Annotated in this window: 23 protein-coding genes, 2 tRNA genes and 1 rRNA gene; 21 read left to right on the forward strand and 5 right to left on the reverse strand. The window is 60.8% G+C overall.

Translation table 11 applies throughout. The features are described from left to right. Window positions 1-42: 42 nt before the first annotated feature. The 4 genes from recF to dnaA form a co-directional block, all read right to left on the reverse strand. Window positions 43-1,173, reverse strand: coding sequence for a DNA replication/repair protein RecF (recF, locus tag ODJ80_RS02175; protein ID WP_263040743.1), 1,131 nt, complete (start codon window positions 1,171-1,173; stop codon window positions 43-45). Window positions 1,174-1,201: 28 nt separating this feature from the next. Further along, on the reverse strand, window positions 1,202-1,420 hold the full coding sequence (locus ODJ80_RS02180; protein ID WP_178864278.1) for an RNA-binding S4 domain-containing protein: 219 nt from the start codon (window positions 1,418-1,420) through the stop codon (window positions 1,202-1,204). Between the two features lie 16 nt (window positions 1,421-1,436). Beyond that, window positions 1,437-2,540: a DNA polymerase III subunit beta gene (dnaN, locus tag ODJ80_RS02185; RefSeq protein WP_178864279.1), complete on the reverse strand. Its 1,104-nt coding sequence runs from the start codon at window positions 2,538-2,540 to the stop codon at window positions 1,437-1,439. A gap of 344 nt (window positions 2,541-2,884) precedes the next feature. Continuing rightward, window positions 2,885-4,198, reverse strand: a complete 1,314-nt coding sequence (gene dnaA / locus ODJ80_RS02190) for a chromosomal replication initiator protein DnaA (RefSeq protein ID WP_263040712.1) — start codon at window positions 4,196-4,198, stop codon at window positions 2,885-2,887. 380 nt (window positions 4,199-4,578) lie between these two features. Between dnaA and rpmH the strand changes: the two genes are divergently transcribed. The 13 genes from rpmH to serS all read left to right on the forward strand — a co-directional run bounded on the left by rpmH (window position 4,579) and on the right by serS (window position 16,469). Beyond that, window positions 4,579-4,713, forward strand: a complete 135-nt coding sequence (gene rpmH / locus ODJ80_RS02195; RefSeq protein ID WP_022336127.1) for a 50S ribosomal protein L34 — start codon at window positions 4,579-4,581, stop codon at window positions 4,711-4,713. A gap of 101 nt (window positions 4,714-4,814) precedes the next feature. Next, window positions 4,815-5,183 carry a ribonuclease P protein component gene (gene rnpA / locus ODJ80_RS02200; RefSeq protein ID WP_178864281.1) on the forward strand — a complete coding sequence of 123 codons (369 nt, stop codon included), beginning with the start codon at window positions 4,815-4,817 and terminating at the stop codon, window positions 5,181-5,183. Further along, the gene (yidD, locus tag ODJ80_RS02205) at window positions 5,180-5,431 is read left to right on the forward strand and encodes a membrane protein insertion efficiency factor YidD (protein ID WP_178864282.1); all 252 of its coding nucleotides are present in this window, start codon (window positions 5,180-5,182) and stop codon (window positions 5,429-5,431) included. Before rnpA ends, yidD begins: the two co-directional genes overlap by 4 nt. A gap of 8 nt (window positions 5,432-5,439) precedes the next feature. Then, window positions 5,440-6,525 carry a YidC/Oxa1 family membrane protein insertase gene (locus ODJ80_RS02210; protein ID WP_263040713.1) on the forward strand — a complete coding sequence of 362 codons (1,086 nt, stop codon included), beginning with the start codon at window positions 5,440-5,442 and terminating at the stop codon, window positions 6,523-6,525. A 21-nt stretch (window positions 6,526-6,546) separates the two neighbouring features. Then, a complete protein-coding gene (jag, locus tag ODJ80_RS02215; RefSeq protein ID WP_263040714.1) occupies window positions 6,547-7,386 on the forward strand; it encodes an RNA-binding cell elongation regulator Jag/EloR in 840 nt (279 codons plus the stop codon). Window positions 7,387-7,464: 78 nt separating this feature from the next. Continuing rightward, a complete protein-coding gene (gene mnmE, locus ODJ80_RS02220) occupies window positions 7,465-8,832 on the forward strand; it encodes a tRNA uridine-5-carboxymethylaminomethyl(34) synthesis GTPase MnmE (protein WP_263040715.1) in 1,368 nt (455 codons plus the stop codon). A 542-nt stretch (window positions 8,833-9,374) separates the two neighbouring features. Next, window positions 9,375-11,264, forward strand: a complete 1,890-nt coding sequence (gene mnmG, locus ODJ80_RS02225; RefSeq protein ID WP_263040716.1) for a tRNA uridine-5-carboxymethylaminomethyl(34) synthesis enzyme MnmG — start codon at window positions 9,375-9,377, stop codon at window positions 11,262-11,264. Further along, window positions 11,261-11,974, forward strand: coding sequence for a 16S rRNA (guanine(527)-N(7))-methyltransferase RsmG (rsmG, locus tag ODJ80_RS02230; RefSeq protein ID WP_263040717.1), 714 nt, complete (start codon window positions 11,261-11,263; stop codon window positions 11,972-11,974). The genes mnmG and rsmG overlap by 4 nt, the downstream gene beginning before the upstream one ends. 13 nt (window positions 11,975-11,987) lie before the next feature. Further along, a complete protein-coding gene (locus ODJ80_RS02235) occupies window positions 11,988-12,428 on the forward strand; it encodes a GNAT family N-acetyltransferase (RefSeq protein ID WP_263040718.1) in 441 nt (146 codons plus the stop codon). Between the two features lie 83 nt (window positions 12,429-12,511). Then, window positions 12,512-13,312 carry a ParB/RepB/Spo0J family partition protein gene (locus ODJ80_RS02240; RefSeq protein ID WP_263040719.1) on the forward strand — a complete coding sequence of 267 codons (801 nt, stop codon included), beginning with the start codon at window positions 12,512-12,514 and terminating at the stop codon, window positions 13,310-13,312. Window positions 13,313-13,512: 200 nt separating this feature from the next. Further along, window positions 13,513-14,277, forward strand: coding sequence for a ParA family protein (locus ODJ80_RS02245; RefSeq protein ID WP_263040720.1), 765 nt, complete (start codon window positions 13,513-13,515; stop codon window positions 14,275-14,277). Window positions 14,278-14,292: 15 nt separating this feature from the next. Beyond that, window positions 14,293-15,135, forward strand: a complete 843-nt coding sequence (locus ODJ80_RS02250; protein ID WP_263040721.1) for a ParB/RepB/Spo0J family partition protein — start codon at window positions 14,293-14,295, stop codon at window positions 15,133-15,135. Between the two features lie 53 nt (window positions 15,136-15,188). Next, the gene (gene serS / locus ODJ80_RS02255; RefSeq protein WP_178863448.1) at window positions 15,189-16,469 is read left to right on the forward strand and encodes a serine--tRNA ligase; all 1,281 of its coding nucleotides are present in this window, start codon (window positions 15,189-15,191) and stop codon (window positions 16,467-16,469) included. A gap of 197 nt (window positions 16,470-16,666) precedes the next feature. On the opposite strand, the gene ODJ80_RS02260 is transcribed toward serS, so the two are convergent. Then, window positions 16,667-17,869 (reverse strand): MFS transporter, encoded by a 1,203-nt coding sequence (locus ODJ80_RS02260; RefSeq protein WP_263040722.1) that lies wholly within the window; start codon window positions 17,867-17,869, stop codon window positions 16,667-16,669. 287 nt (window positions 17,870-18,156) lie between these two features. Here ODJ80_RS02260 and guaB point away from each other — a divergent pair, with 287 nt between their 5' ends. The 8 genes from guaB to ODJ80_RS02300 form a co-directional block, all read left to right on the forward strand. Continuing rightward, window positions 18,157-19,629 (forward strand): IMP dehydrogenase, encoded by a 1,473-nt coding sequence (gene guaB / locus ODJ80_RS02265; protein ID WP_178863452.1) that lies wholly within the window; start codon window positions 18,157-18,159, stop codon window positions 19,627-19,629. Window positions 19,630-19,738: 109 nt separating this feature from the next. Further along, window positions 19,739-19,815: transfer RNA gene (locus tag ODJ80_RS02270), tRNA-Met, on the forward strand. Between the two features lie 4 nt (window positions 19,816-19,819). Next, window positions 19,820-19,894: transfer RNA gene (locus ODJ80_RS02275), tRNA-Glu, on the forward strand. A gap of 69 nt (window positions 19,895-19,963) precedes the next feature. After that, window positions 19,964-20,530, forward strand: coding sequence for a hypothetical protein (locus ODJ80_RS02280; RefSeq protein WP_263040723.1), 567 nt, complete (start codon window positions 19,964-19,966; stop codon window positions 20,528-20,530). Window positions 20,531-20,672: 142 nt separating this feature from the next. Further along, a complete protein-coding gene (locus ODJ80_RS02285) occupies window positions 20,673-21,320 on the forward strand; it encodes a lactate utilization protein (RefSeq protein WP_178513075.1) in 648 nt (215 codons plus the stop codon). Between the two features lie 177 nt (window positions 21,321-21,497). Further along, window positions 21,498-22,844 carry an MATE family efflux transporter gene (locus ODJ80_RS02290; protein WP_263040724.1) on the forward strand — a complete coding sequence of 449 codons (1,347 nt, stop codon included), beginning with the start codon at window positions 21,498-21,500 and terminating at the stop codon, window positions 22,842-22,844. A 105-nt stretch (window positions 22,845-22,949) separates the two neighbouring features. Next, window positions 22,950-24,347 carry an MATE family efflux transporter gene (locus ODJ80_RS02295; RefSeq protein ID WP_442863880.1) on the forward strand — a complete coding sequence of 466 codons (1,398 nt, stop codon included), beginning with the start codon at window positions 22,950-22,952 and terminating at the stop codon, window positions 24,345-24,347. A gap of 763 nt (window positions 24,348-25,110) precedes the next feature. Next, window positions 25,111-25,309: ribosomal RNA gene (locus ODJ80_RS02300) — 16S ribosomal RNA — on the forward strand; the annotation flags it as partial.

The raw sequence follows: 25,309 nt of genomic DNA on the forward strand, positions 1-25,309 counted from the left end.
GCGGCCCCTCCTTTTGGCAGCCGGTGGCTGCCCGTTGTTGGGTCAGGCTTCCCCTACCTGTTCGGGGAATACCTGGCCGGCCTCCACCCGGAACCGCAGGCCCGTCTCCTGCAGGCGGACGGTCTCTGGGCTGCAGCAGGTGAGGAATACCTGGCGGCCGTGAAGGTGGTTCAACAGGTAGTCTTGGCGGCTTTGGTCCAGTTCACTCATCACATCGTCCAAAAGCACCAGGGGCGTCTCGCCGGAAAGCTCCGCCAAAGCCTGGGCCTCTGCCAGCTTCAGGGCCAGCACGGCGCTGCGCTGCTGCCCCTGGGAGCCGTACATCCGGGCGGAAAGCCCACCCAAAGTGATCTCCAGGTCGTCCCGGTGGGGCCCCGCGCTGGTAAAGCCAGAGCGGATGTCCGAATGCTCTGTGCGGCGCAGCTCCTCCCGGAAGAGGGCCTGCCACTCCGCTGGGGCGGCCCCTTCCGGCAATGGGGGGGAGGGGGCGTACGCCAAGGAGAGCTCTTCCTTTCCCCGGGAAATGCCGTGGTAAATCTCTTGGGCACGGGGGGCGATCTTCTCCACATACCGGCGGCGCTCCTCCATAACGGCGGCCCCCAGCTGGATGAGCCGGGCGTCCCACACCTCCAGGGTGTCCCGCAGCTCCGGGAACCGGGCGATGTCCTTCAAAAGGGCGTTGCGCTGGGAAAGGGCCCGGTGGTACACGTGCAGCGTTCCGGCATAGCCCGGCCGGATCTGGCACAGGGCGCCGTCTAAAAACCCCCGGCGGCGGGCGGGCCCCTCCTTCACCAGCAGCAGGTGCTCTGGGGAGAAGATAACCGCGCACACCTTGCCCACCAGGGCGGAGCCCGTCTTTTTCTTTACCCCGTTGATCACCGAGGCGCGCCGGCCGCTCTCAATGCGCAGCTGGGCCTTTTGGTCCCGGCCCTCGCTGAAAAAATCCAGGGCCAGGGCGGCGGCAGGGGCGTTCTCCCCGGTGGCGGGGTCCAGCCGGGGCAGCTCCCCGTCCTTGGCCCCCCGGAAGGAGTGCCCCCCGGTGAAGAGCCACAATGCCTCCAGCAGGTTGGTCTTGCCCTGGGCGTTTCCGCCGTAGATCACGTTTACGCCCTGGCAGGGGAAAAGCTCCTGGTCGCATAAGTTCCGAAAGCCTTGGGTGCCAAGGCGGGTCACATACAAGGGGCATGCTCCTTTCCAGAGGTCAGCCCTGCTGGGCCGCCACCTGAAACCGGCTCTCCCCCAGGGCTACGGTGTCGCCGGGGCGCAGCTTCTTCCCCCGCTGGGGGCAGACCTCCCCGTTGACCAGCACCCGGCCCTCTTGGATGAGCAGCTTGGCCTGGCCGCCGGTGTCCACCAGGCCGGTGAGTTTTAAAAAGGCGTCCAGCCGGATGGTTTCTGTGTGGATTGCAATGGTTTCCATGGTGTGGTCCTCCCGGTCACTCGCTCTTCAGGCGCACGGGCAGCACCAGGAACAGGAAGCTGTCCCCCTCTTTGGGCACCACTTTCATGGGGCTCAGGGGGCCGCCCAGCTGGACTTTTACCTCGTCGCACTCGGTGTTGCGCAAGGCCTCCAGCAGGTAGCGGTTGTTAAAGCCAATCTCTACGCTTTGGCCGGTCATCTCCACGTCCAGCTGGTCGCTGGCCCTTCCCATGGAAGTGGTGCAGTTGAGCTTGACCTCGTTGTTGTCGAACAGGCAGCGGATGGGGCTCTTCAGCCGGTCGGTGATCAGTAGGGACACGCGCTCCACGCTGTCAATGGCCTCCCGGGTTTTCAGCACCACTTCTGTCTGGCTCTCCGGGGGGATGGCCGCCTTATAGTTGAGAAACTCGCCCTCCAGCAGGCTGGAGATCACGGTGTAGTTGTCAATTTTAAAGAGGATGTGCCGGCGGCCCGCGGAGATTTCCACCGGGTCCTCGCTGTCCTTGATGAGCTTTAACAGCTCGCCCAAGGTCTTGCCGGGCACCACAAAGGACAGGTCCTCCGGGAAGTCGATGGCCTCCCGGCGCACAGCCAGCCGGTAGCCATCCACGCTGACCACGTCCAGCATGCCTTTCTCAATGTTGAACAGGCTGCCCTGGTGAATGGGCTTGGCGTCGCTCTCCGCAATGGCGAACAAGGTCTGCCGGATCATGCTTTTCAGCAGGTTCCCCGGCAGGGAGATCTGGGTGGAGTCCGTCAGCTTTGGCAGCTCGGGGAACTCCGCCGCGGGGATGCCGATGATGGAGAACCGGCTGTAGCCGCTCTCTAGGGTGGCCATGTTCTTTTCATCCACGGTGACGGTGACAGTCTCCGCCGGGGTACGCCGGACAATGTCGGAAAACAGCTTGGCGCTGAGCACCGCTTTTCCGGGCTCCACCACAAAGGCGGGGATCACGGTGGTGATGCCCAGCTCCAGGTCATAGGCACACAGCTCCAGGCCCTCTTCGCTGGCACCGATGAGAATGCCCTCCAGGGCAGGGATGGAGGTTTTTGTGGAGACGGCCCGCTGGATATTGCTGACAGCTTCGGTAATATCGCTTTTATTGACGGTAAATTTCATAGGTTCCCCTTTCCGGCCAGCTGGATCTGAGGGGAAAAGCTGGCCTTTTTCTCTTGTTCTTTTATTCTATCTTAGATTTAGAAGCCTTAGTAGGGGCTGTGAATTTGTGGAAAATTGGAGGAGCGCCAGATTTTTCTAGGCGCCAAGGCTGAAAAGTTTTTCCAAAACCGCTGTGGAACCTCCGTGAAGAGGGCTGTGGACTTTGAAAGTTGTCCACAGCCTGTGGATTCCTGTGGAGGGAATGTGAAGGAAAGTGTGGAAAACTTTTCAGGGTAAAAAAGTCCTTTCCCAGCCCTATCCTTTTTATAGTATAGCGCGGCCGGGAAAGGCCGTGTGACCTGTTTTTACCGGTCACGGATGTTTTTGATGATGTCGTCCACCATGGCTTTGGTGTGGGGGTCCTTTTTCAGGTCCTTCTCCACCTGGCGCACCGCGTAGACCACAGTGGAGTGGTCCCGCCCGCCAAAGGTTTGGCCGATTTCCACCATGGACATCTGGGTGATCTCCCGCACAATGTACATGGAGACCTGCCGCGCCTTGGAAATGTTGGCGTTTCGCTTTTGGGAGCGGATGTCCTCTGGGGTGATGCCCCCGTAGGTGCGGGCCACCTCTTCAATGATCTTGTCCACGGTCACCGGGGTGGGCTGGCTGTTGTTGATGATGTCGCTGATGGCCGCCTGGGCGGTGGCCACGTTGACAGGCTTGTTCTCCAGCAGGTGGTAGGCCCGCAGCTTTTTCACCGCGCCCTCCAGCTGGCGGATGTTGCTCTTCAAACGGTTGGCGATGTACTCGCACACAGATTCCGGGATGTCCAGGCCGATGCTCTCCGCCTTGCGGGAGATGATGGCGATGCGGGTCTCAAAATCCGGGGGCTGCACGTCGGCGGTCAGGCCCCACTCAAAGCGGGTCTTCAGCCGGTCGTCCAGGGTGGCAATGTCCTTGGGGGGACGGTCCGACGTGAGGACAATCTGCTTTTTTGCCTCGTACAGCGTATTGAAGGTGTGGAAGAATTCCTCCTGGGTGGAGTTCTTCCCCGCGATAAACTGGATGTCGTCCATCAAAAACAGGTCCGCCTTGCGGTATTTTTCCCGGAAGGCCGGCGTGGTGCCCTGGGCAATGGCCGCGATGATCTCGTTGGTGAACTCCTCGCTCTTGACGTAGATCACCGTGCGGTCCGGGAAGTTTTTATGAAACTCCTTGGCCACGGCGTTGAGCAGGTGGGTCTTTCCCAGGCCCGAGCTGCCGTAGATGAACAGCGGGTTGTACAGCAGCGCCGGCTTGGCCGCCACCGCCTGGCAGGCCGCGTGGGCAAACCGGTTGGAGGGTCCCACCACGAAGGTGTCGAAGTTCAGCTCGTAGTCCTCCTCTTCCTCCCGCACGGGCTGGGGGGCGGGCTGGGGCACCTCGTCGGGCAGGCAGATCTGGAACGAGACGCCCCCGCCGAACACGTTGTCGAAAGCGTCCTGCAGCAGCTTGCTGTAAAAGGAGTGCACCGTGCTCATGTGGAATTTATTGGGCGCCTCAATAATGGCCACGCCCCGCTCGAAGTCCAGCGAGACAGGCTTCAGGCGCTCCAGCCAGGTGTTGTAGGCCACCTCTGAAATATGGGTTTTGCAATATTGGCAGATAAGCTCCCAAGCCTGATCGAATGAATCCAAACCGATTCCCCTCCAACACATCGTAAACTTCAGCGGCCTCACCCGCTGTATTTCCCAATCCCAGTTAAAATGGGGTTCTTCCTGAAAAGGCCGATACTCAGTTGAAATTATACCATAGTCCCCGTTGCTTTTCAAATTTTTTTCCTCCCTTTTTCCTCTGGTAAAATTGAGGGCTTTTTACACAAGACCTTGTGGTGCCCCTTCACTTAACCCTCTAAAAAATCAATTTATTGCCCGTTTTAGGACAAAATTTTCCAAAAAAAAGAAAAAAATCCCGAAAGGGCGCGCCGCTCCCGGCAAAAATGGTGTTGACAGCCGTGCCGCATTTAAGGTATAATATGGACTCGCAAGGGAAGAACCTCGAAAGGAGGGTTTTTGTAATGCTGAGAACGTATCAGCCTAAGAAGCTCCACAGGAAGAAGGAGCACGGGTTCCGCAAGAGAATGTCTGACAGGAACGGTCGCAAGGTACTGGCACGCCGCAGGGCAAAAGGCAGAGCGCGTCTGACCTACTGATGACGCTTCAAAGGTCACCTTAGCGGTGGCCTTTCTTTGTTGTGCGCTCTTTTTTCCTGTTTGGAAAAGAGCGCGAGATGCGCGGGGAGGGGCTTTTTCGTATGGAGCAATGGGAGACCCTCTGCCGGAACAACGAGTTCCGGCGGGCTTATACCCGGGGGAAGAGCAGTGTCAGCCCGGTGCTGGTGGTCTATTCCCTGAAAAACCGCCGGGGTTTGGTGCGGGTGGGCATTACCACCAGCAAAAAGATTGGCAACGCGGTGCAGCGCAACCGGTCCCGCCGGGTGATACGAGAGGCCTTTCGCCAGCTGGCGCCCCAGGTGCGCCCCGGGGTGGACCTGGTGTTTGTGGCCCGGGGGAAAACCCCCCATGTGAAAAGCACCGAGGTGCGCCGCCACATGGAGCGGCAGCTTTCCGGCGCGGGGCTGCTTTTGCCCGCGGCGGGCGGCGAAGGGGAGCGCGAAAGATGAAGCGCCTGCTTTTGTGGCTGATCCGGTTTTACCGCAGCGCCATTTCCCCACGCACCCCGGCCATGTGCAAGTATATCCCCACCTGCTCTCAATATGGCCTAGAGGCCATCGAGCGGTTTGGGGCCCTAAAGGGTGGGCTGTTGACCCTGTGGCGCATTCTGCGCTGCAACCCCTGGAGCCGGGGCGGTTACGACCCGGTGCCCGAGAAAAAAGACAAGAAGAATGATTTCGGCAAAAGAGGAGCGTAACATTCGCCATGGTGCAAATTTTCAGTTTCTTTGGAAGTATCCTGGGTTATCTGCTGTGGTTTCTTTACAACATCTTCCACAACTACGGCGTGGCCATCATTTTCTTTACAATTATCGTAAAGCTGGTGCTGTTCCCCTTCTCCATCAAGTCCCAGCGGAGCATGGCCTCTCAGACAAAGCTCTCTGCCAAGCAGAAAGAGCTGCAGGCCAAATATGGAAACAACAAGCAGAAGTACAACGAAGAGCTGATGAAGCTCTATGAGAAGGAGGGCGTGAACCCCAGCTCTGGGTGCCTGACCACCCTGCTGCCCCTGCCCATTATGCTGGGTATCTATTACTCGGTTATCATGCCCCTTTCCAACACCCTGCACATTGCCTCGGACCGCATCAGCCAGGCCACGGATTTCATCGGGCGCATTCCGGGCATGGTGGCCTCTTCCACCACCGGCGGCATTTATGCCGAAATGGATATCATCCGCAACTTTGACGCCCTGAAAGAGTATTTGACCATGTTCACCCAGTCGGACCTGGACAAGATCGACTCCTTCACCCAGGGCTTCCACTTTTTGGGTTTGGACCTGCTGGCAACGCCCCAGGGCGCGGGCTTTTTCTCCTTCTTGTGGGTGATCCCGGTGCTGTCCCTGGTGACGAGCTTTGGCTTCCAGTTCTATATGTCCCATTCGCAAAAGCAGACCACCGGCCAGACCCAGCCCGGCTGTATGAAGGCGATGATGTATGTCTTCCCCCTTATCAGCGTTTACTGGGCGTTCATTATGCCCAGCGCCGTGGGCCTGTACTGGATCATCTCCTCGGTGACCAGTTTCATTCAAAGCCTTGTCACCAATAAATATTTCAGCGTAAACCACATGACTGCCATGGCAGAGGCCCAGCGGGCCGTCACCCTGGAGCTGGCAGAGGCCAATGTGCGCCCGCTGCCCGCCGCGGCCCAAAAGGAAATTGCGGAAAGGCTGGCGGCCGCGCCCCAGCAGGCAAAGCAGGAAAAGGGCGGCGGCAAAAAGCAGGGCGCCAAGAAAAAGAAGGGCGGCTCGGGCGGCTCTGGAAACTCCAGTACCTATATGGGCACGAAAAAGTGAACCGAAAGGGAGGAAAACGTCATGATCAAAGAAGCCATTGCCAAGGGCGAGACCGTGGAGATTGCGTTTGCCAACGCCTGCCGGGAGCTGGGCGTAGACACCACGGACGCGGAATTTGAGATTTTGGAGATGCCCCAAAAGAAGACGTTTGGCCTGTTTGGAGGCGCCCCCGCCAAGGTGCGGGCCTATATTGAAGAGCCCGACCCTGTAGAGGAGCGGGACCCTGCCCAAGAGGCTGCCGGTTACTTGAAGAGCGTGCTTAAGGAGATGGGCCTGCCAGAGGCCGGGGTTGAGATTCGCCGGGAAGAGGCCGGCGCCGCCCTGACCCTCTCTGGCGAGGACATCGGCTTTATTATCGGCCACCGGGGCGAAACCCTGGACGCCTTGCAGTACCTGGCCTCTTTGGTGGCCAACCATGTGGAGGGCTCTTATTTCCGCATCACCCTGGACGTGGGCAACTACCGGGAGAAGCGGAAGGAAACCCTGGAGGCCCTGGGAAAGAAGATGGCGGCCCGGGCGGTAAAGACCGGCCGGAACTCCTCTTTGGAGCCCATGAACCCCTACGAGCGGCGCATTATCCACACCGCGGTGCAGACCGTGCCCGGCGCCAAGAGCTGGAGCGAGGGCGTGGACCAGGCCCGCCATGTGGTCATCGGGCCTGAGGGGGGAGAGCGGCCCCAGCGGCGCAACGACCGGCGCGGCGGCCGCAATGACCGTGGCCGCGGTGGCCGCGGCGGATATAACGACCGGAACCGCCGTCCCCGCAGTGACCGGAGCCGTCCGAATCCGGCTCCCCGGGCAGAGGGGCCCAAGGCGGATGACCCCAACACCCCCATCTATGGGCGGATTGAAAAGAAATAAGCAGCTTTGGGGCGGCCCTGCGGCGGCCCCTTTTTTGCGTATTTTCCTGTGAAATTGTGGAAAAAGGGAGGCTCTCTCATGGAAAAGACCATTGCGGCCATCTCCACCGCCCCGGCGCCGGGGGGGATTGGCATTGTGCGCCTCTCCGGACGGGAGGCGTTCTCCATTGGGGAGAAGGTGTTCCGGGGCGTCAGCGGGAAGGCCATCTCCCAGATGAAGGGTTACACCGCCCAGCTGGGGGCCGCCTTCGACGCCGCCGGGGAGCGGCTGGACGACGTGGTGGCCCTGGTGTTCCGGGCACCGAAAAGCTACACCGGGGAGGACGTGGTGGAGCTCTCCTGCCACGGGGGGCTCTATGTGACCAAGCGGCTGCTCCAGGCCGTGCTGGATGCCGGGGCCTCCCCTGCCGGGCCGGGGGAGTTCACCCGCCGGGCCTTTGTAAATGGCAAGCTGGATCTGGCCCAGGCAGAGGCGGTGATGGGGCTCATCGGCGCCAGCGGGGAGCAGGCCCGCAGGGCCGCGGAGGCGGGCAGCACCGGCGTGCTCTCCCGGCGGATTGCCGCCATCAGGAGGGAGCTGCTGGAACAGGCCAGCCACCTGGCGGCCTGGGCGGATTTTCCCGAGGAGGACGTGCCCGAGGTGGAGGAACAGGAGCTGCTGGCCGCCATCCGGCGGGGGGAGGAGGAGCTCTCCTCCCTGCTGGCGGGGTTCGAGCGGGGCCGGGCTTACCGGGAGGGACTGGAGACCGTTATCGCCGGGCGTCCCAACGCGGGGAAGTCCACCCTGATGAACCTGCTCTCTGGCTGCGAGCGGTCCATCGTCACCCAGTACGCGGGCACCACCCGGGATGTGGTAGAGGAAACGGTCCTGCTGGCCGGGGTGCCCCTGCGGCTGGCGGACACGGCGGGCCTGCGGGACACGGACGACCCGGTGGAGAGCATTGGCGTGCAGGCGGCGAAAAAACGCTTGGAGACCGCCCAGCTGGTGCTGGCAGTGTTCGACTCCTCCCAGGCGCTGGAGAAAGAGGACTGGGAGTTGATGGAGGCGCTGCAAAACGTGCCCTCCATCGCCATCATCAACAAGACGGACCTGCCCACCGCCATCGACGGGGAGGCGGTGCGCTCTCACTTTGAGAAGACCGTGGCCCTCTCTGCCGCCAGCGGGGAGGGGCTGGAGGACCTGGAAGAAGCACTGTCCGAAATATTGGACACAAAAGAGTTTCACCCAGAGGAAGGGGTGCTGTTCACCCAGCGCCAGAGGGGGGACGCCCAGGCCGCCCTGGACAGCCTGCGGGAGGGGGAGCAGGCCCTGGCCCTGGGGCTGACCTTGGACGCTGTCACCGTCTGTGTGGAGGGCGCCCTCCATGCCCTCTCCGCCCTGACAGGGGAGCAGGTCAGCGAGGAGATCGTGGACCGGGTGTTTGAGGAATTTTGTGTGGGCAAATAGGCGCGCGACCGCGCGGGACAAGCCGCCTTTCTGCCTGCGGCAAGGGCGGAGACGTAGCGCCGGAGGCGAGTAAAAGTTTTGATCAAACTTTTTCAAAAGTTTGCGAGGTGTGGAGCAGCGCTCCACGGCCTTAACCGGCGCAGCCGGTGGAAGAGTGCAGCGAACGAGGCGCATACGCCCAACGGGCGGTAGCCCCGAGAGCGGGCTCTGTGGCACCCCAAGAGGGGGACATTCGTCCCCCTTTTTTTGGAGTATGGGAAGGCGGTGGCTGCGGGTCTCGGGTGCTGTCTGCCAGTGGCAGACGCCCAGCACCGACCGAAGTGGCAACGTAGACCGGTCCTGAACGGTGCCCACCGGGCACCAGGACCCCCCGCACCCCTGTAAGGTCTTGAGGTTTGGTCTCGCCTGCCGGCTCGGTCGGCCGCTGAGCAACGTCCCACCGGGACGTAGCGGCCCCCAAACCCCACAAGCCTTTTGAAAAAGGCTTGAGCGAAAACTTTACGTTTGCTTTCCCTTTGATTTTTTTCCTTTTGGAGGTTCCTATGACATACAACGCTGGTTCCTATGAGGTAGCCGTCATCGGCGCGGGGCACGCCGGCATTGAAGCCGCCCTGGCTGCCGCCCGTCTGGGGTGCTCCACGGTGGTCTTTACCATCAACCTGGACGCCGTGGGCAACTGCCCCTGCAACCCCAGCATTGGCGGCACGGCTAAGGGCCACCTGGTGCGGGAGATTGACGCCCTGGGCGGGGAGATGGGCCGCACGGCCGACGCCTGCACCATCCAAAGCCGGATGCTCAACCTGGGAAAGGGGCCGGCGGTCCACTCCCTGCGGGCTCAGATTGACCGGAACCACTACTCCCGCCTGATGAAGCACAAGCTGGAGACCTGCCCCAACCTTTTGCTGCGACAGGGGGAGATCGTCAAGCTGGAGCGGGCAGGGGAGGAGTGGCTGCTCACCTCCCGGCTGGAGGCGGTGTACCGGGCCAAGGCGGTCATCATCGCCACGGGGACCTTCCTGGGGGGCAAGGTGTTCGTGGGGGACGTCTCCTACGAGAGCGGTCCTGACGGCATGTTCCCGGCGGCGTTCCTGCCGGACTCCCTGAAAGAGCTGGGCATCTCCCTGCGCCGGTTCAAGACGGGCACCCCCGCCCGGGTGCTGAAATCCTCTATCGACTTTACCGGGTTGGAAGTCCAGCACGGGGACGAGCCTGTGGTGCCCTTCTCCTACGACACGGAGGAGCCCTTGGAGAACAAGGCGGTGTGCCACGTCAGCTGGACCAACGGCGAGACCAAGCGGGTGATCTTGGAGAACATCCACCGCTCGCCCCTGTACGGCGGGCAGATCGAGGGCGTTGGGCCCCGGTACTGCCCCAGCATTGAGGACAAGGTGGTGCGCTTCCCGGACAAGCCCCGGCACCAGCTGTTCATCGAGCCTTGCGGCCTGGACACCGAGGAGATGTACCTCCAGGGCATGAGCTCCTCTCTGCCGGAGGACGTGCAGGTGGCCTTTTACCACACCATCCCCGGCTTGGAGCACGCCCAGATCATGCGCACGGCCTACGCCATCGAGTACGACTGCTGCGACCCCCTGCAGCTCTCCGCCACGTTGGAGTTCCGGGACTGGCCGGGGCTGTACGGGGCGGGGCAGTTCAATGGCAGCTCCGGCTATGAGGAGGCCGCGGCCCAGGGGTTTGTGGCCGGGGTCAACGCGGCGCGGAAAGTCCAGGGGAAGGAGCCCTTCGTGCTGGACCGGGCCAGCTCCTATATCGGCACGCTCATCGACGACCTGATTACCAAGGGGGCCAGCGACCCCTACCGGATGATGACCTCCCGCTCGGAGTACCGGCTGGTGCTGCGCCAGGACAACGCCGACGAGCGCCTGACCCCCCTGGGCCGGGAGCTGGGGCTGATCTCCGACAGGCGGTGGGAGAAATTCCAGCGGAAGCAGAAGCAGAAGCGGGCAGAGCTGAAGCGGGTGCAGTCCACCACCCTGCCCCCCTCGGAGGAGCTGAACCAGATTCTTGTTTCACGTGGAACATCCCCCCTTTCCACCGGGGCCAAGCTGGCGGACCTGCTGAAGCGGCCGCAAGTCTCCTATCAGGATTTGACAGCGGTGGATCGGGAGAGACCCAAGTATTCCACAGCAATCTTCGAGGCTGTGGAAATTGAATTGAAGTACGAGGGCTATATCAGGCGCCAGCGGGCGGACATCGAGGAGGCTCGCCGCCTGGAGCGCAAGCGCCTGCCCCAGGTGGACTACACCCAGATCAAGGGCCTGCGGCTGGAGGCCGTGGAAAAGCTGAACAAGGTAAGGCCGGAGAATATCGGCCAGGCGGGGCGCATCAGCGGGGTGAGCCCTGCGGACATCTCCGTGCTGCTGATCTGGCTGGCTGCACAGGAACGGCAGCAGAGGGAAGGAGCGGACCAATGACGGATATCCGAAAGAGTTTGACAGAAAAGGCAAAGGCCATGGGCTGGAAGGTCTCCGCCGCCCAGGCGGACCAGTTCCAAACCTACATGGAGCTTTTGCTGGAGTGGAACGAGAAGATGAACCTGACCGCCATCACCCAACCGGAAGAGGTGGTGGAAAAGCACTTTCTGGACAGCATGACCCTGCTCGCCTGGCCCAAGCTGAAGCAGGGGGCCAAGGTCATCGACGTGGGCACCGGCGCGGGCTTCCCGGGCATCCCCCTGAAGATCATGCGGCCGGACATTGACCTGACCCTGCTGGACGGCACCATGAAGCGCCTGAACTTTTTGGGGGAGGTGTGCGCGGCTTTGAAGGTCAGCGCCCGGCGGGTGCACAAGCGGGCGGAGGAGGCCGGCCTGGACAAGACCATGCGGGAGCGCTATGACCTGGCCACCGCCCGGGCCGTGGCGTCCCTGCCCGTGCTGGCGGAGTACTGCATGCCCCTCATCAAGATGAAAGGGCACTTTATCGCCATGAAGGGACCAGGCGCGGAGCAGGAGCTGGAGGAGGCCGCCAACGCCCTGGAGACCTTGGGCGCCGGGGAGCCAGAGGTGCTCTCCCTCTCCCTGCCTGGCGGGGAGGAGCGAAAGCTCATCCTCTGCCAGAAGCTGCGCTTCACCCCCAAGGGCTACCCCCGCCATGGGGGCACCATCTTGAAACATCCCTTATAAGGAGGACACCCCAATGGAACTGATTCTACGCAAGGCGGAAGAGAAGGACCTGGACGGCCTGGACCAGGTGATGCTGGTCATCAGCGATAAGGCCGGGGACCGGGCCACCGTGAAGGAGCTGTTACAGAAGATCAGCGAAGACCCCCAGAAGTATCTGCTGGTGGCCGAGGACAAGGAGACGGGCGCCATCTGCGGCAGCCTGCTGGGCGTGGTGTTCGAGGATATCTGCGACAGCTGCCGTCCCATCCTGCTGGTGGAGAACGTGGCCGTGCTGGAGAGCTATCAGGGAAAGGGCGTGGGCCGGCAGATGTTCCAGGAGATTGAGCGCTGGGGCAAGGAGCAGTGGAACTGCCACTACGAGATCCTGGTCTCAGGCATGAACCGCACCGGCGCCCACAAGTTCTACGCCGCCCTGGGTTTTGAGGAAGTGAAGGGCTTTAAAAAATACCTGTAAAAAATCCGGCCCTGCCGACAGGAATCAACAAACGCCGTAGCTCCCCCGTGGTAGAATAGTCCACGGAAAGGGAGGTACGGCATATGTTTTTTAGGGACAAGCTAAAACTGACAAAGCTGCCTGTCAGCCGCATCCTGCCCAACCCCTCCCAGCCCCGGAAGGTGTTCCGCCAAGAGGAGCTGGAAGCCCTGGCCCAGAGCATCAAGGAGAACGGCCTGCTCCAGCCGGTGACGGTGCGCCGGGAGAACGGGGCCTATTACCTGATCGCCGGAGAGCGCAGGCTGCGGGCCTGCAAACTGGCGGGCCTGCGGGAGATCCCCGTCCTCATCGCGGACTGCGAGCCGGAGGACAGCGCCGTGCTGGCCCTGCTGGAAAACCTGCAGCGCCAGGACCTGCAGATGTTCGAGCAGGCCAACGCCCTGGCAAGCCTGCTGCAGGAATGGCATATCACCCAGGAGGAGGCTGCCAAGCGGCTGGGCATCAGCCAATCGTATCTGGCCAACAAGCTGCGGCTGCTGAAACTCTCCCCCCAGGAGCAGAACGAGATCTTAGAGTACAAGTTGACAGAGCGCCACGCCAGGGCGCTGCTGCGCGTTGAAGATATCCCGCAGCGGCAGAAGCTGCTGCGCCAAGCAGGGGAGAGGCATTTAAACGTCTCCCAGACAGAGGAGCTGGTGGAGTCGGTCCTTCAGCCCAAGGGGCGCAAGCCCGCCCCCAAGCGCCGGTTCATCGCCAAGGACATCCGCCTGTTCATCAACACCATCGACCACGCGGTGGACGCCATGAAGACGGCGGGGATCGAAGCCCAGGCGGAGAAGACGGAGACAGAGGAATACATCGAGTGCACCGTGCGTATTCCCAAACAACACAGAGTACAAGTTTAACCCATTCCCTTATTCATTTCCCACAGGAAGGGCGGCGGGGCTTTCGCCCCGCCGCCCTTCCATTATGTTTCACATGAAACATGGCCGGGCAAAGGGGGCAAACTTTTCCGGGGCAGAAGGCTTGCTTGGCCTTTTCTTTCCCACAGGTTTGTGATACAATAAGAACCGAACGCGAAAATTCCACAGGGAAGGGTGAAACTATGGGAAAGATCATCGCTGCCGCCAACCAGAAAGGCGGCGTGGGCAAGACCACCACGGCTGTCAATTTGGCGGCCGCCCTGGGGGATATGGGGAAAAAGGTGCTGCTGGTGGACGCCGATCCCCAGGGGAACACCACCTCTGGCGTGGGAGTGGACCGCCGGGACTGCAGCGCCACCATTTACGAGGTGCTCATCAGCGGGGCCAAGGCCAAAGAGGCCCTGGTGAGGACGGAGTTCAAAAACCTGACGCTGCTGCCCTCCAACATGGACCTGGCCGCGGCCGAGCTGGAGATGGCCGCCCTGGAGAACCGGGAGGCGGTGCTGAAAAACGCCCTTGCCCCTATCCGGGGGGACTATGACTTCCTGCTCATCGACTGCCCCCCCTCCCTGGGGCTTATCACCACCAATGCCCTCACCGCGGCGGACACCATCCTCATCCCCATCCAGTGCGAATATTACGCTTTGGAGGGGCTTTCCCAGCTGATGAATACGGTCCGCCGGGTGAAGCGCCAGTACAACGAGCTGTTGGATATTGAAGGCGTGCTGCTGACCATGTACGACGGCCGCCTGAACCTGACCCAGCAGGTGGTGGAGGAAGTGAAGAAGTACTTCCCGCGCAAAGTATTCAAAACCGTCATCCCCCGCACAGTGCGCCTTTCCGAAGCCCCAGGCTTTGGCCAGCCCGCTCTGTATTACGACCGCAGCTCCCGGGGAGCCAAGGCCTATGGGGAGCTGGCGGAGGAGGTCATCAAGAACAATCGGTAAAAAAGGGGGATTCCCATGAAGAAAAGAGGACTGGGGAAGGGCTTGGACGCCATCTTCGCGGAAAACACCGACGAGACCACCGAAGGCGCCGTCAGCGTAAAGATCGGCGAGATTGAGCCCAACCGGGACCAGCCCCGGAAAGAGTTTGACAGCGAGGCCCTCTCAGAGCTGGCGGATTCCATCTCCCAGCACGGGGTGCTGCAGCCCCTGCTGCTGCGGCCCCTGCTGACGGGGGGCTACCGCATTGTGGCGGGAGAACGCCGCTGGCGGGCCGCCCGCATGGCCGGCCTCACAGAAGTGCCCGCCATTATCCGGGAGATGAGCGACGCGGAAGAAATGCTCTTCGCCCTCATTGAAAACCTGCAGCGAGAGGACCTGACCCCCCTGGAGGAGGCCCGGGGCTACCGCACCCTGATCGAGGCCCAGGATTTCACCCAGGAGGAGGTCTCCAAGGCGGTGGGGAAGAGCCGGCCGGCCATCACCAACGCCCTGCGGCTTTTAAACCTGCCGGAGGACATTCAGGGCATGCTGGAGCGGGGGGAGATCACCGCGGGCCACGCCCGCACCCTACTCAGCTTCAAAAGCCAGGAGGACATGCGCCTGGGGGCCCAGAAGGCCAAGGACGGCGCCTCTGTGCGGGAGCTGGAGGCCCTGGCTAAACGCCTGAATGAGAAGAAGGAATCCCTGCCCAAAACGCCCCGGAAAAACCAGTATTTTGAGGAGGCCCAGCTGGCCGTGGGAGAATACCTGAACCGAAGGGTGAAGGTGGCCGGCAGCAAGAAGAAGGGCACCCTGCAAATCGAGTTCTATGGGGAAGAGGACTTGCAGAACCTGCTGCATGACCTGCACCTGCGCTGAAGGGCCGCGCGCCACACAAAGTTTTTGCCTGAAAAAAGAGGAGGAACCGCGATATGCTGGATATTAAGCTGATCCGGAGCAACCCGGACCTGGTAAAGGAGAACATTAAGAAAAAGTTCCAGGAGGAGAAGCTCCCCCTGGTGGACGAAGTGCTGAAGCTGGACGAGGAGTTCCGGGCCTCTAAGGGCCGGGGCGACGAGCTGCGCCAGCAGCGCAATGCCATCAGCAAGGAGATCGGCAAGCTCATGTCCCAGGGCAAGAAGGAAGAGGCCATGGAAGTGAAGAAGAAGGTTCAGGCCATTGCCGGGGAGCTGGAGGAGATGGAGCGCAAAGAGGCGGAAATGACCGCCGAAATCCACAAGCGCATGCTGGTCATCCCCAACCTGATCGACGAGTCCGTGCCCATCGGCCGGGACGACAGCGAGAACGTGGAGGTGCAGCGCTTTGGCGAGCCCGTGGTGCCGGACTTTGAGGTGCCCTATCACACCGAGATTATGGAGCGCTTCGGCGGCATTGACCTGGATAGCGCTAGAAAGACCAGCGGCAACGGCTTTTACTATCTCATGGGGGATATTGCCCGGCTGCACTCGGCAGTGCTGGCCTACGCCCGGGACTTTATGATCAATAAGGGCTTCACCTACTGCATCCCGCCCTTTATGATCCACGGCAACGTGGTGGAGGGCGTCATGTCCCAAACGGATATGGACGCCATGATGTACAAGATCGAGGGGGAGGACCTGTACCTGATCGGCACCAGCGAGCACTCCATGATTGGCAAGTTCATCGACACCATCCTGCCGGAGAGCGCCCTGCCCCAGACCCTCACCAGCTACTCTCCCTGCTTCCGCAAGGAGAAGGGCGCCCACGGCATTGAGGAACGGGGCGTGTACCGCATCCACCAGTTTGAGAAGCAGGAGATGATCGTGGTCTGCAAGCCCGAGGACTCCATGAAGTGGTATGAGCAGATGTGGCGCTACTCGGTGGAGCTGTTCCGCTCTCTGGAAATCCCCGTGCGCCAGCTGGAGTGCTGCTCCGGCGACCTGGCCGACCTGAAGGTGAAGTCCTGCGACATCGAGGCCTGGTCCCCCCGGCAGAAGAAGTACTTTGAGGTGTGCTCCTGCTCCAACCTGGGAGACGCCCAGGCCCGGCGGCTGAAGATCCGGGTCAAGGGGGAGAACGGGGAGAACTACCTGCCCCACACCCTGAACAACACTGTGGTGGCCCCGCCCCGCATGCTCATCGCCTTTTTGGAGAACAACCTCCAGGCTGACGGCAGCATCAAGATCCCCGAGCCCCTGCGCCCCTACATGGGCGGCAAGGACGCCATCCGGTAAATTCCATCTAGATCTCCAGAAGGGAGGGCCGCGGGCCCTCCCTTTTTCACGCTTTGGGATATACCCCTTCGTTTTCCACAGCGTTTCAAAATCCTGGGGAAAAAAGGAAAGAAAAAATAATACAGAATACAAACCCATAACAACCTGCCAAAGGCAGAAAAAAAGCCCCGCCAAAAGACGGGGCGGAAAGCTCTTTTTTAGGAGTGGGCGGAGGGGGACCGCTTCCGCTGTGTCAAGAAGAACACCGCGAAGCTGAGGGCGAAGACGGCGGCCACCAGAAGATAGAAGGGCCGGGCGCCCACGGCATCGTAGACCACACCGCCGGTCAGGTTGCCCAGAATACCCGCCACAGAAGAGACCGCGGCGAAAAAGGCCTGAGCGCTGGCTTTGAGGTGGGCAGGGGCCAGCTCGTAAACATAGTTGAGGGAGGACCCGATGAGCAGGCCGTTGCCCAGGCCGAAGAAGCAGCAGGACACCAGCATGGTGGGGAAGGAGTGGGCCCACAGCCCCAAAAGGACGCACTCCATCCCCATGAGCAGGGGCGGGCCCATTACCAGCAGGCGCAGGGGGAACTTCCGGCGCAGGCGCACCATCAGCAGCAGGAAGGGGATCTCCAGCAGGGCCCGGGCCCCCAGAAAGATGCCGTAGCGCTCGGAGGGGATGTTGGCGTCCGCCATAAAGTAGGGCAGGAAGGTGCCCTCGCAGTTGGTGCCGGTGTACAGCAGGAAGTCGAAGACCAGAAAGCTGACGTAGGCCCTGTTCTGAAACAGCTCCCCCAGGTTCAGCTTCTGCTTTTCGCCCTTTTTAGGCGGCCTGGCGTCGGGCTCCCGGGCGAAGAGGGTGAGCACAATGGCGGGCACGGTGAGCAGGGCCGTCAGCCAGAAGGTGGAGGCCACCCCCACCGTGGGCAGCAGGAAGGAGATGGTAAAGCTGCCGATCATAAAGAGGAAGGAGCCCACGCTGCGCAGCAGGCCGTAATTCAAGCGCAGCTCGTTGGAGTTGCGCACCAGCAGGTTCTCCGCATAGGTGGACATGGAGCCCCGAAAGAAATAGACCAGGGGCACCAGGCAGAAGAACAGAGCCGTGGAATAGGGAAGCCCCGCGGGGATGAGGGGGATGAGGGCGAACAGCCCCACGCCCCCCGCCAGCACCGTGATGAGCACCTTGCGCAGAGAGCCAATGCGGTCGCTGACCATGCCCCAGAAGGAAACAGAGGCAATGGAAAGAATGGAGGTCAGGGCGTTGAGAAGCCCCAGCTGAGAGGCTGTGAAGCCCACCTCCTGCAGGTAGATGGTCTGGTAAGAGCCAAAGGACCAGGAAAACCAGAAAATGCTGTTGACCCCTGTGCAGATGAGGGCCTGCCTGGCGCCATAGTCCAGACGGGAAAGAATGCTTGGCATAGGGAGGGTCTCCTTCACAAAAGAAAAATGGGCCGCCGTCTGCGGCCATCCTAAAAATACAGCGAAACGCGGGGGAAGTCAATGGCTTTTTATAAAATGGTCATGGAGAAAATAGCGGGGCCAGAGGGGGCGTTCCTCCACGGAATGGATAAAAAAAGGGGAAAAGGGTGGAAAAGAACCGCCGAAGGGCTGAAAAGGGAAAATCCCTTGCAAAACAGAGGGCGCAATGTTATAATTATCACTTAATAGGATGCGGAAAAACTTGCGGAGAAAGAGAGTGTGGTTTGATGGAGTACAATGAGAAGTTTCTGAAGGAAGGCCTCACCTACGACGATGTGCTGCTTATCCCAGCGGAGTCCAACGTGCTGCCCGCCGAGGCGGACCTTTCCACCTACCTGACCAAGACCATCCGGCTGAATACCCCCATTATGACAGCCGCCATGGACACGGTGACCGAGTCGGACATGGCCATTGCCATGGCCCGGGAGGGGGGCATCGGCATCATCCACAAGAACATGACCATCGAGCGCCAGGCCGACCAGGTGGACCGGGTGAAGCGCTCGGAAAACGGGGTGATTGTCAACCCCTTCTTCCTCTCTCCGGAAAACCTGGTGAAAGAGGCCGACGAGATCATGGGCCGGTTCAAGATCTCCGGCGTGCCCATCTGCCAGGACGGCGTACTGGTGGGCATCATCACCAACCGGGACATGCGCTTTATGGAGGGCAGCGACTTTGACCAGCCCATCAAGAACGTGATGACCAAGGACAACCTGGTCACCGCCCCGGTGGGCACCACCATGAAGGAGGCCCAGGAGATCCTGCGGAAGCACCGCATTGAGAAGCTCCCCATTGTGGACGACCAGATGCGCCTGAAGGGCCTGATTACCATTAAAGACATTGAGAAGGCTGTGCGCTACCCCAACTCCGCCCGGGACAAGGGCGGACGGCTGCTGTGCGGCGCGGCCATTGGCGCCACCAAGGATGTGCTGGACCGTGTGGCGGCCCTGCTGGAGGCCCAGGTGGACGTGGTGGTGCTGGACTCTGCCCACGGCCACAACAGCGGCGTGCTGGACGCTGTGCGCCTGGTGAAGAAGCACTATCCCGACCTGCCCCTCATCGCGGGCAACATCGCCACCGCCGAGGGCGCCAAGGCCCTGATCGACGCGGGCGCCGACTGCGTGAAAGTGGGCATCGGCCCCGGCTCCATCTGCACCACCCGCGTGGTGGCGGGCATTGGCGTGCCCCAGGTCACCGCCGTGTTCGACGCTGCCCAGGAAGCTGCCAAGCACGGCATCCCCGTCATCGCGGATGGCGGCATCAAGTACAGCGGCGACATTGTCAAGGCGCTGGCCGCTGGCGCCAACGTGGTCATGCTGGGCAGCATGGTGGCCGGCTGCAAAGAGGCCCCCGGCGAGTACGAGCTCTACCAGGGCCGGCAGTTCAAGGTCTACCGGGGCATGGGCAGCTTGGGCGCCATGGCCAAGGGCAGCGGCGACCGCTATTTCCAGGGCGAGCAGAAGAAGTTCGTGCCCGAAGGCGTTGAGGGCCGCGTGCCCTACAAGGGACCTCTGGCGGACACCATCTTCCAGATGCTGGGCGGCCTGCGGGCCGGCATGGGCTACACCGGCTGTGCCAGCATCCAAGAGCTCCATGACAAGGCCCAGTTCGTCAAGATCACCGGCGCGGGCCTGAAGGAGAGCCATCCCCACGACATCCAGATCACCAAGGAGGCCCCCAACTACACCTTCCACATCGGCTGAGGCTGGATGTGAAAAAAACTTCGCAGGATTTCGGAAAACCTGCTTGACAAACGGGACAAGTTCGGCTATAATTAGTAGCGCTCCATCCGTAGTGGTGGAGCGCAGATATGGCGGTATAGCTCAGTTGGCTAGAGCATTCGGTTCATACCCGAAGTGTCACTGGTTCAAGTCCAGTTACCGCTACCAATATGGCCCGGTGGTCAAGCGGTTAAGACACCGCCCTTTCACGGCGGTAACACGAGTTCGATTCTCGTCCGGGTCACCAGAGAGCGCCGGGTCTCAGGTGACCCGGGCTCTTTCTTTTTATCCACACGACTTTTGGAGGGAATTTCCCATGATGAAGAAATTGACGGCCCTTTGCGGGGCCCTGGTCCTGGCGCTTTCCCTTTCCGCCTGCGGCGGCACAGCCACCCAGCTGCCCGCCCTGGTGCTGGAGGACCCGGCGGCTTCCAACGCCGCCTCGCAGGTCTCCGGCGCGGAGAGCGGGACCCAGGAAGAGCCCACCGTGGAAGAGGTGCCTTACACCGAGTTTGACGACAGCTTGGACGGCCTGTGCGACTTTCTCACCGCCAACAAGGCCGTGGCAGGGGAGCCCACCGAAATGGCCTATGAGACCATCGGCGCCGCGGGGGGCTACCGTTACCGCTTCATCCTGAACAACAGCACCGTGCAGGTAGAGGTCTATGCCTTCGACCTGGAAAACCTGGGCGAGCAGGGCCAGGCCGTGCTGGACAGCGTGAAGGAAAGCGGCCAGTTCCCCATGCTGGACAACCAGGTGCCCGCCACCCTCAGCGGCAGCGGTCAGTACATGATGATCTATACAGACAACAGCACCAGCGCGGAAAACACCGCCCAGAAGGACCGCGTGCTGGGGCTGTTCCAGGGATTTTACAGCGAATAAGAGAGAAGGACCTTTCAGCAGGACCCCGCGGGATTGCGGGGCCTGCTTTTTTCTTTGCCCCGGCCCTTGCATTTAGCTATGTACTGCGTTAAAATAATGCTTGTATCTGCAACCAATTTTTTTGAGGGAAGGATGGTTTACCATGGACGGCAATGCCCAGTTTGTAAAACAGGCCCGGGTGGAGCGCACCTTAAAGGCCCTGGCCAAAAACAGGATTCCCGCCGTGTTTGTCCCCACTTGCCAGGAGGCCGTGCAGGCGGTGAAAGAGCTGCTCTCCCCTGGAGACGTGGTCAGCTGCGGCGGCTCCATGACGCTGGAGGAGTGCGGCGTGCGGGACCTGCTGAAAAGCGGGGAGTATGAGTTTTTGGACCGGGAGGCCATGGACCCCCAGGAGGCTTACCGCCGCACCTTTTCCGCCGACGTGTTCCTGATGAGCGCCAACGCCATCACCGAGGACGGGGAGCTCTACAACGTGGACGGCAACGGCAACCGGGTGGCCGCCCTGATCTACGGCCCTAAGCGGGTCATTGTGGTGGCGGGGGTCAACAAGCTGGTGCGGGACTTGGACGAGGCCGTTTCCCGGGTGAAATGCATGGCTGCCCCGGCCAACGGCGTCCGGCTGCAGACCCACACGCCTTGCTCCCGCATGGGGCGCTGTTCCGGCGCGGATGGCCGCATGACCGCCGGCTGTGCCTCAGAGCGCCGCATGTGCTGCCAGTATGTGGTTACCGGCTACCAGCGGGAGGACCGCATCCGCGTGGTGCTGGTGGGGGAGGAGCTGGGTTACTAAGCCCGCCCCATAGGAAAGAGGCCGCCCCTGCCCTGCCCGGGCCTCGCGCAGCACGTGGAAGCAGGGCGGGAGGCCGGGATTCTTTTCCCGGCCCCCCCACTATCACAAGGGAGAGGGATTTTTATTTTACGGGAATTATTTCAGAGAAAGGGCCGCCGGGGCTCCTTCGAGATCGACATGACCAACGGGCCCCTGCTGGGGAAGATTGTCCGCTTTGCCATCCCGCTGGCCATCTCCGGCATTTTGCAGCTGCTGTTCAACGCGGCGGACATTATTGTGGTGGGGCGCTTTTCCGGGCCCCAGGCTTTGGCGGCGGTGGGCTCTACCAGCGCGCTGATCAACCTGATCGTCAACCTGTTCATCGGCCTTTCGGTGGGCACCAACGTGCTGGTGGCCCAGTACTACGGCGCCAATGACCGCAAGGCGCTGCGGGACACGGTGCACACCTCTGTGCTGGCCAGCCTGATCTTTGGCTGCATTGTGCTGGTCATCGGCATTTCCCTGGCAGCGCCCATGCTGGAGCTGATGGGCACCCCAGAAGAAGTGCTGGACCAGGCCTGCCTGTACATGCGCATCTATTTCATCGGCATGCCGGCCAGCATGCTCTATAACTTCGGCGCGGCCATCCTGCGGGCGGTGGGGGATACCCAGCGGCCGCTGTACTTCCTGTTCCTGGCGGGAATCATCAATGTGGTGCTGAACCTGTTCTTTGTCATCGGCTTCCACCTGGATGTGGCCGGCGTGGCCATTGCCACGGTGATCTCCCAGTGTGTTTCCGCGGGGCTGGTGCTGCTGTGCCTGGTAAAGTCCCACACGCCCTACCGGGTGGACCTGCGCCGCCTGGGGCTGAAAAAGGATAAGCTGTGGGGCATGGTGAAGATCGGCCTGCCCGCAGGCATTCAGGGCTGTTCCTTTTCCATTTCCAACGTGCTCATCCAAAGTTCTATCAACTCCTTTGGGGCCATGGCCATGGCGGGCAACACGGCCGCCAGCAATATCGAGGGCTTTGTCTCCACCGCCCAGGACGCCTTTGCCCAGGCGGCCCTGAGCTTTACCGGCCAGAATATGGGCGCGGGGAAGACCCGGCGGGTCAACCGCATTTTGCTGCTGTGCCTGGTGCTGGTTACGGGCACGGGGCTGGTTCTGGGCACAGGGGCCTTTTTGCTGGGCCACCAGCTGCTGGGAATTTACTCGGCCGACCCCCAGGTCATCGCCTTTGGCATCCGGCGCATGTCCATCTGCTGCGTGCTGCAGTTTGTGGGCGGCCTGATGGGCGTGATGGTGGGCGTGCTGCGGGGCATGGGCTACTCCTTCATCCCCATGGCCATCACCATTGGCTTTGTGTGCGGCTTCCGTGTCATCTGGATCTTTACGGTGTTCGCGATGTTCCCCACCCTGGAGGCGCTCTATGTCTCCTATCCCATCACCTGGGGCCTGGCCGCCCTGTGCGATGGGGTGTGCTTCCTCATAGTCCACCGGCACGTTTCAAAAAAACAGCGCCTTGCAACCGGGGCGCGGGAGTAATATAATAAGAATGCCTTGAAAAGAGGGGGTCTCCCCGGCGGCGCGCGAATGGCAGCGGGCTGCCGGGGAAATTTCCGGAAAAAACTGTTTGGAGGATTGAGGCTTGTGAAGCTACCCTTTCGCCCCGGCGCGCACCGGAGTTCCTTTGAGATTGACATGACCAACGGCCCCCTGGTGGGGAAAACCATCCGGTTTGCCATCCCGCTGGCCCTTTCGGGCATTTTGCAGCTGCTGTTCAACGCGGCGGACATCATTGTGGTGGGGCAGTTTGTGGGCCCCCAGGCCCTGGCGGCGGTGGGTTCTACCAGCGCTCTCATCCAGCTGATTGTCAACCTGTTTATCGGCCTTTCCATCGGCGTTAACGTGCTGGTGGCCCGGTACTATGGGGCGGGCCAGCGCAAGGACCTGCACGAGACGGTGCACACGGCGGTGCTGGTCAGCCTGGTTTGCGGCGTGGTGCTGATCTTTTTGGGCATTGCCCTTTCCCGGCCCCTGCTGGAGATGATGGGCACCCCTGAAGATGTGATCGGCCAGGCGGTGCTGTACATGCGCATCTATTTTATCGGCATGCCGGTGATGATGCTCTACAACTTTGGCTCGGCTATCCTGCGGGCGGTGGGGGACACCCAGCGGCCCCTGTACTTCCTGTTCATTGCCGGGGTGGTCAACGTCATCTTGAATTTGCTCTTCGTCATCATCTTCCACATGGGCGTGGAAGGCGTGGCCATCCCCACGGTGATTTCCCAGTGCATCTCTGCCACGTTGGTGCTGCTGTGCCTGGTGAAGAGCGACACAGTCTACCGGGTAGAGCTGAAAAAGCTCACCATCCACAAGGACAAGCTGCTGCAGATGGTGAAGATCGGCGTGCCTGCGGGCATTCAAAGCGCCACCTTCTCCATCTCCAACGTGCTCATCCAATCCTCTGTGAACTCCTTTGGCTCCATCGCCATGGCGGGCAGCACCGCCGGCAGCAATATCGAGGGCTTTGTCTGGACGGCCATGGACGCCTTCACCCAGTCCACCCTCAGCTTTACAGGGCAGAACTACGGCGCTAAGAAATTCCACCGCATCACCAAGGTGGTGTGGTACAACCTGCTGCTGGTGACAGGCGTGGGCCTGGTGCTGGGCGTGGGGGCCTATCTGCTGGGCACCCCGCTGCTGAGCATCTACTCCACCGACCCAGAGGTCATCCAGTACGGCCTGGAGCGCATGCTGATGGTGTGCGTGCCCTATTTTACCTGCGGCATAATGAATGTGCTGGTAGGCGCCATGCGGGGGCTTGGCTCCTCGCTGACGCCCATGGTTATCTGCATCTTTGGCGTGTGCGTGCTGCGGGTGGTGTGGATCTATACCGTATTCCCCCTGGACCGCACCTTTCTGATGCTGTTCCTGTCCTACCCGGTCACCTGGGTCATCACAGCCTTGATTGAGGCGGTGTGCCTGTTTTTCATCCGGAAGAGGGCCATTGCCCAGGCCGGGGGCATGGCCGCAGACCAAGATTGAGAAAAAGCCCTCAGCTTTTGCGCTGGGGGCTTTTTTGCGGGCGGCTCTTAGGGGAACAGGGCCCCGCCAGAGTCCAGCATCAAGTAGACCATTGCGTTTACAAGGGCCACCACCAGCAGCCGCCACAGGGCCAGGGCCCATCGTTTTCCCAATTCCCGGCGCATGTGCAACGCCCTCCTTCCATGGTTCTAATTATATATAAGCAAAGCCTGTCCCTCCTATGAGAGTAAGCTCCCCCAAGAAAGGGGATTTTCTCCCGGAAAGATTTGCCCCGGTTTCCAGAAAGCAAGGAAGACCTGGTATATAAAATAGAAAGAGACACAAGATGCAGTGGGAAAAGAGAAATTTGAAAAAACACGAAAAAAGGTGTTGACAATTAGAGGAGGGTGCGGTATAATATCTGAGCGCTCGAGAGAGAGCTCGAAAAACTCGGAAGAGAACGGCTGAAAATCGGAACCTGACCGGTGAACGAAAAAGGCCGCGAAAAAAATCCGAAAAAAGTGCTTGACAAACTGAAGCGAATGTGGTAAGATAGTCAAGCGCTCGAGAGAGAGGCCGACAGGCTGAACGAAATCGAGAGCGTAAGGACCTTGAAAATTAAACAACGAGACGAAAGAAGGACCCGTGATTTCTGAGAGTTAAAACTCGAGGAATTACAGGAAACGGAACCTAAAAAATCCGTAAAGAGAAGCCAAGTGCTTCGCAATGAGCTTAGAAAAAGCTCTAGAATAGATTTAAGACTCGGAAGAGTTTTAGATACCATATTTTAGAGAGTTTGATCCTGGCTCAGGACGAACGCTGGCGGCGTGCCTAACACATGCAAGTCGAACGGAGATAAGCGCAGGTGATTTAGCTTGCTAGAGATCCTTGCTTATCTTAGTGGCGGACGGGTGAGTAACGCGTGAGCAACCTGCCTTTCAGAGGGGGATAACGTCTTGAAAAGGACGCTAATACCGCATGAC

The organism is Acutalibacter sp. LFL-21 (assembly GCF_025630755.1).
In the GTDB taxonomy this organism is placed as follows: Bacteria; Bacillota; Clostridia; order Oscillospirales; family Acutalibacteraceae; genus Acutalibacter; species Acutalibacter stercoravium.

Coding starts and splice junctions, on each gene's coding strand:
- mnmE (WP_263040715.1), top strand. CDS start 7,465: ATGGAAAAGACCATTGCGGCCATCTCCACCGCCCCGGCGCCGGGGGGG.
- ODJ80_RS02245 (WP_263040720.1), top strand. CDS start 13,513: ATGGGAAAGATCATCGCTGCCGCCAACCAGAAAGGCGGCGTGGGCAAG.
- dnaN (WP_178864279.1), bottom strand. CDS start 2,540: ATGAAATTTACCGTCAATAAAAGCGATATTACCGAAGCTGTCAGCAAT.
- yidD (WP_178864282.1), top strand. CDS start 5,180: ATGAAGCGCCTGCTTTTGTGGCTGATCCGGTTTTACCGCAGCGCCATT.
- guaB (WP_178863452.1), top strand. CDS start 18,157: ATGGAGTACAATGAGAAGTTTCTGAAGGAAGGCCTCACCTACGACGAT.
- ODJ80_RS02280 (WP_263040723.1), top strand. CDS start 19,964: ATGATGAAGAAATTGACGGCCCTTTGCGGGGCCCTGGTCCTGGCGCTT.
- jag (WP_263040714.1), top strand. CDS start 6,547: ATGATCAAAGAAGCCATTGCCAAGGGCGAGACCGTGGAGATTGCGTTT.
- ODJ80_RS02285 (WP_178513075.1), top strand. CDS start 20,673: ATGGACGGCAATGCCCAGTTTGTAAAACAGGCCCGGGTGGAGCGCACC.
- serS (WP_178863448.1), top strand. CDS start 15,189: ATGCTGGATATTAAGCTGATCCGGAGCAACCCGGACCTGGTAAAGGAG.
- ODJ80_RS02260 (WP_263040722.1), bottom strand. CDS start 17,869: ATGCCAAGCATTCTTTCCCGTCTGGACTATGGCGCCAGGCAGGCCCTC.
- rnpA (WP_178864281.1), top strand. CDS start 4,815: ATGGAGCAATGGGAGACCCTCTGCCGGAACAACGAGTTCCGGCGGGCT.
- ODJ80_RS02180 (WP_178864278.1), bottom strand. CDS start 1,420: ATGGAAACCATTGCAATCCACACAGAAACCATCCGGCTGGACGCCTTT.
- ODJ80_RS02290 (WP_263040724.1), top strand. CDS start 21,498: ATGACCAACGGGCCCCTGCTGGGGAAGATTGTCCGCTTTGCCATCCCG.
- mnmG (WP_263040716.1), top strand. CDS start 9,375: ATGACATACAACGCTGGTTCCTATGAGGTAGCCGTCATCGGCGCGGGG.
- ODJ80_RS02240 (WP_263040719.1), top strand. CDS start 12,512: ATGTTTTTTAGGGACAAGCTAAAACTGACAAAGCTGCCTGTCAGCCGC.
- ODJ80_RS02250 (WP_263040721.1), top strand. CDS start 14,293: ATGAAGAAAAGAGGACTGGGGAAGGGCTTGGACGCCATCTTCGCGGAA.
- rpmH (WP_022336127.1), top strand. CDS start 4,579: ATGCTGAGAACGTATCAGCCTAAGAAGCTCCACAGGAAGAAGGAGCAC.
- ODJ80_RS02210 (WP_263040713.1), top strand. CDS start 5,440: ATGGTGCAAATTTTCAGTTTCTTTGGAAGTATCCTGGGTTATCTGCTG.
- ODJ80_RS02235 (WP_263040718.1), top strand. CDS start 11,988: ATGGAACTGATTCTACGCAAGGCGGAAGAGAAGGACCTGGACGGCCTG.
- rsmG (WP_263040717.1), top strand. CDS start 11,261: ATGACGGATATCCGAAAGAGTTTGACAGAAAAGGCAAAGGCCATGGGC.